The sequence below is a fragment of the Gemmatimonadota bacterium genome, from assembly GCA_026706845.1.
Taxonomy (GTDB): Bacteria; Latescibacterota; UBA2968; order UBA2968; family UBA2968; genus VXRD01.
This window is the reverse complement of sequence record JAPOXY010000250.1, coordinates 1-4,714: the sequence shown is the minus strand read 5'-3', so window position 1 is coordinate 4,714 and position 4,714 is coordinate 1. Positions and strand designations below refer to the sequence as shown.

6 protein-coding genes are annotated in these 4,714 nt (G+C 49.8%); all 6 read right to left on the bottom strand.

Annotation, left to right across the window (positions count from 1 at the left end; genetic code table 11):
• Positions 1-190: 190 nt before the first annotated feature.
• Positions 191-814 (bottom strand): HAD family phosphatase, encoded by a 624-nt coding sequence (locus tag OXG87_22130; GenBank protein ID MCY3872255.1) that lies wholly within the window; start codon positions 812-814, stop codon positions 191-193.
• Position 815: 1 nt separating this feature from the next.
• On the bottom strand, positions 816-1,265 hold the full coding sequence (locus OXG87_22125; GenBank protein ID MCY3872254.1) for a DUF5069 domain-containing protein: 450 nt from the start codon (positions 1,263-1,265) through the stop codon (positions 816-818).
• 93 nt (positions 1,266-1,358) lie between these two features.
• Entirely contained in the window at positions 1,359-1,853 is a 495-nt protein-coding gene (locus OXG87_22120) for a GNAT family N-acetyltransferase (protein MCY3872253.1), read from the bottom strand.
• A 12-nt stretch (positions 1,854-1,865) separates the two neighbouring features.
• The gene (gene melA / locus OXG87_22115; GenBank protein MCY3872252.1) at positions 1,866-3,179 is read right to left on the bottom strand and encodes an alpha-galactosidase; all 1,314 of its coding nucleotides are present in this window, start codon (positions 3,177-3,179) and stop codon (positions 1,866-1,868) included.
• 50 nt (positions 3,180-3,229) lie between these two features.
• Entirely contained in the window at positions 3,230-4,090 is an 861-nt protein-coding gene (locus OXG87_22110; GenBank protein ID MCY3872251.1) for a phytanoyl-CoA dioxygenase family protein, read from the bottom strand.
• Positions 4,091-4,186: 96 nt separating this feature from the next.
• A partial coding sequence (locus OXG87_22105; protein MCY3872250.1) for a hypothetical protein occupies positions 4,187-4,714 on the bottom strand: 528 nt, incomplete at its 5' end.

Genomic DNA, 4,714 nt, shown 5'->3' with positions numbered 1-4,714 from the left:
CAGGTAGTAGCTGGAAGCCAATGGGGGCATGGGGACCTGCCAAAGAGGATTAACTGCCGCGATTTTCGCTAACTGTTGGGGTTGCTGACGGGCTTGCAGTCTATCAGACAATTCATCAATTAAAAAAGACAATCACAGCCGTTTAGGAGTTGGTATGTAGAGGAAGTCTCATATTCCTTTAGTGCTTGCATTACTTTGGTGATGGGTTCTTCGTTTTTGCGTTTGACGTAATTTGATTGACTCGTTCTTGGATATCGATTTCTGGCGTATAGTGAATACCATGTATGCTAACTTGCTCTGCGCCTTGCACATTGTTAATTCTGTCATCCACAAAAATGGCTTCTTCAGCAGTCACTTCCAAACGGGATAGCATACGCTGAAAAATCTTTGGGTCAGGTTTGCGCAAACCTTCTTCCGCAGAGAACATTATCGCGTCAAAACGGTCATCATGAATCTCTTCCTGTACAATTTTGCGTGTCGTGATCCAAGCATCGCTGAGTACGCCGAGTTTATATTTGCCTTTTAATGAGGTAATATAGTCTAACAGATCATAATTCCAGATGGGTTCGCCCCAGAAATCCGCACCTAATTTCTGTGCTTCATCATTTGATATATTCAGTTCATCTCCAATAACTTTCCATAACTTTTCTGGATGTTCTTCCCCCACGAAAAGTTTCGGCGTTAGAGGGTGATAGAATACCATTTGGGCCAGTTCAGCTATTGACATACCAATTTGAGGAATTTGAGTGTCGTCCACTGTTAGGTTTTCTTTTATCAGTACTCCACCCATATCCCAGATGATGGCTTTGATCACTTCACTCCTCATTGAGTAACGCCAGATGAAAGCCGTGCCAGTCGTCGAGATCGTTGAGGTCGGTGCCGAGCCACGCTTTGTCAGACTGGGGCAACCCAAGGATCTCAAGCATTTCGCTTCGGCCAGGCTCTGGCTTGGGGAACGAGAGGATGCGTTCGTTGAATTGGTCAATCGCCTCCTGCGTCAGGCTTTCCGGTTTCGCATTTTCCTTTACCCAAGCCTCGAATTCCAGGTAGCTCGGCTGCGACGTACTTACGAAAGCGACAGCAGCGGTCGAATCAATTCCCAGAGCTTCGAGCAGCAGGCCATCGAACCCGCCTTCACCCGCTCTGTATTCATCTGCCAACTTGCCCTTTGCCGACAGACGCATTTTCAACCATAGCCTCGGAAGGTGAACCAATCCCAACGGGCCTTTTGTCCGGGTGCTGATGAGTGGAACATGTGTCTCCATTGCGACTCTCCTTATTAGTGATTATTGTGCATGGTTTGCGGGGGTGGAGTGATGGGGTAATCTAACGCCACTTTCGTGTTTCGATTGGACATTTTACACAAAATCAGAGGAAAGCGCTCCCAAAAATCCAACTCGCTTTTTCGGATCCCGGTATTGAATCAGTTCGTAGTGTCCAATCATAAATCCTTGTGATTCCCAGAATTTCAAGGCTTCTGGATTGTCCCGTCGGACATTTAAATCGATCCTATCAATTCCCAGGCTATCGGTAATTTCTATGGCTGATTTTACCAGGAACGTCCCAATGCCTCTCCTGCGCCTGGCAGGAACAACGTAGAAGTCGTTTATTTCTGCTCTGGTGCCAGAGATGGAAAATGAAATAAATCCCACTGGGGAGCCTTCGCTTAGCCCCCAAAATACCCCTGGTTCGGTGCTGGAAAGGGGAAATCGATCTGCGAAATACGAATCCCGGCTATCAGATGTACATACCGTATCGGCATGTGGCATGATCTCCAGCCAGTAAGCTTCGACGAGTGGACGAAATCGGTTCTGGTCGGCTGGAGTTACTCGTTCGAATGTGAGTGCGGTCATGCGTGCTCCTTATCAGACATCAAAATAACTGAGTCGATCGCCTTCTGCTTCCCAGAGTTCTTCAAACATTTTTCGGATGTCGGGTAAAGATACGACGGATGCCGTGAGTGGGTCCAATGCGCAAGCATGGAATGCCGCTTCTTTATCTTTTTCCATTGCAGCTTTGACGGAGAGTTCTTGTACGGCGATGTTGGTCATGTTTAATGCGGCGCACTGAGGTGGGAGTTCACCAACGTAACAGGGATGAATGCCTTCTCTGTCAACCATGCAAGGTACTTCAACACAGCATTCGTCGGGAAGATTGGTGATAGATCCGTTGTTCATGACGTTGCCGTTGAAGACAAATGGGACACCTGTGATTTTTGCTTCTACGATTGAAGAAGCGTATTCGTGGGATGCTTGCAGTTTTGGGACTTCAGCTTCGGTATCGTCATCTGTGATGCCTGTGTCTTTCATCCAGGAACGTTTGCGGCCTTCGGGCAATTCCATGTAAACGGGATCGCGTTCTGGCAGGTTGTAGATGTCCCGCAATTCCTGAGTGCGCTGGAAGTAGGGGAGGTATTCTGAATTGTGTCGGGTGCTTTCGGTGACAAAATAGCCAAATTGCTTCATCATCTCGACCCGCACCAGGTCGTCTTTGAAACTGGGATGGGTGTCAACGGCTTTGAAGATGCGCGGGTACAGGTCTTCGCCGTCTTTGTTGAATTTTAGAATCCAGGCCTGGTGGTTAATCCCTGCAACGAGGTAACTCACATCTTCGTAAGGAATGTCAATGCTATTTGCCAGTTTTTTTGTTGTGCCCTGTACGCTGTGGCAGAGGCCGACGTTTTGGATGGATGAACCGATAGAATGCATCCAGGTGAGCATGGCCATGGGGTTGGTATAATTTAACATGAGTGCATCGGGGCAGTGTTTTTCCATGCTTTTGCAAAATGATAGGTGCTCGTGTGCGGTGCGAAGATAACGGAACACACCTCCTACGCCTACTGTGTCGGCGACAGTTTGGTTAATGCCGTATTTTTTGGGGATGTTGATTTCAGATGCGTAAGGTTCGCCCCAGTAGGCTGCGCCTCCAATGGATACGGCAGTGACGACAAAATCTGCGCCGGGCAATAATTCTTCGCGATCCGTGCTGGCGATGCATTTGCCAGGGAGCCCATGGCCATCAATGGCGCGGTTCACGTAATCGTGCACCTGAGTCAATCGCTCTTCGTTGATATCACAGAGTGCGATTGTGGAATCGTTTAATAATTCACGAGATAAAATATCGAGGGACAGTCGGCTTCCAAATCCACTGCCAGCACCAATGATTACAATTTTTGCCATTAAAATCTCCAGTGTTAAAAGGTAATGAAATGAACTCAGCGAGTGAGGAATCAGGAAAACACTGGCGCCCGGAACACATCCTCGAATTCACCGCGGTCCTTCGCCCGCTGATACTCCCACTCGTAGGGCGATTCCCTGAGCCTGCTGGGCCCGTTTCTCACATCGTGCCCGATGTTGCTTTGCCTGGGGTAATGGCTGTAGATCATGAGCCTCCGCGGACGACCGGAAATATTCGGCCTGGAGTTGTGGATCAGCACCGAATGGAAGAGCATGACGGAGCCGGGCGGCGCCAACAGGTCGATTCCCCCATCGAAATCGATCAAATCCGGTAGCACTTCCCACCCCCTTTTGTTGGGCGGTCGGTGATGTTCCAGGTGCTGTTTGTGACTCCCCGGCCAGACATGGAGCGGTCCGGACGATTCGTCGTATGGATCCATGGTCACGGCCGAAGAGATGATCTCTTGCGGGTAATCCTGCGCCAGATAATACGCCCAATCGTTGTGAACCGGAAACCGGTCTTCGCGATCGACCAATGGGATGCCCTCTATCGCTTCGGCCAGCGGCTCTTTGTAGTTCAGTTTCTCCTCCATGAGAATCGGCTCGTCACCCATGAGTTGACGCATGGGTCCGATGAGTCGTTCGTCGGCAGACACTCCGGCCAGGAACAGCGACAGGTCGTTAATGGGCTGGATCTTGCGCACCATCGGCCCGGTAGATGTCTGCAGAATATCGAGTCGCCCGCTTTTTCGCCCGTTGGCCAGGGAAGAGTTGATGATGAGCTCGAGTATCCGGTCCGCTTCATGTTGCATGCGAGCGACTTCCTCGGCGTTGAATGCCTGTGGGAGCACCAGGTAACCGTTCTCGCGGAAGTGCTCCAGGTCTTCGCCTGTGAGTTTCGTTTTCATCGCCATTTCCTCCTCCTATTGAGGTGCTTGATGATGGCCATTTCAAGTTCCGGGGTGAATGATTTCTCAGGCTTCATTCTCGCTCTCTTTCCACAGCATCTTTTATCGCTGCAAACAGGACGGATCTACTTCCACAGAATTTGCTGTGTGTTTGTCCAGTTGATCAGACAATTGGTGGACAACATCTGCATATTCTGGATCTCGTGCTATATTTGTGAATTCTTCTGGATCAGCGTACACATCTGCGAGGAAGATGTCTTCATCTTCAGGTTTCGGTTTTTCGCCATTGAGCAACACATTTTTATCAAGGCGATACTGGCTCGTGCGTATGCAGCTTCGCCGTGGCCAACCGCGATCACCATACCAGTCGCCACGGCCACCGTTGGGTGCCATCTTGCTGAATGGCTGGCCATATCCGATTGTAGAGTAGATACAATCGGGTGGTGGATCAGTGAAAAGATCGCGGCCTTTGAATTGCGAAGGTGTCTCGATGCTGGCAAAAGAAAAGAGTGTTCGTGCAATGTCCAGACTGTCGCAGATGTCATCCTGCACTTGCCCTGCAGGTATGGTGCCTGGCCAGGAGATTAGAAGTGGTACGCGATGCACTGTGGGCGTGTAAGTCAGTTTTTC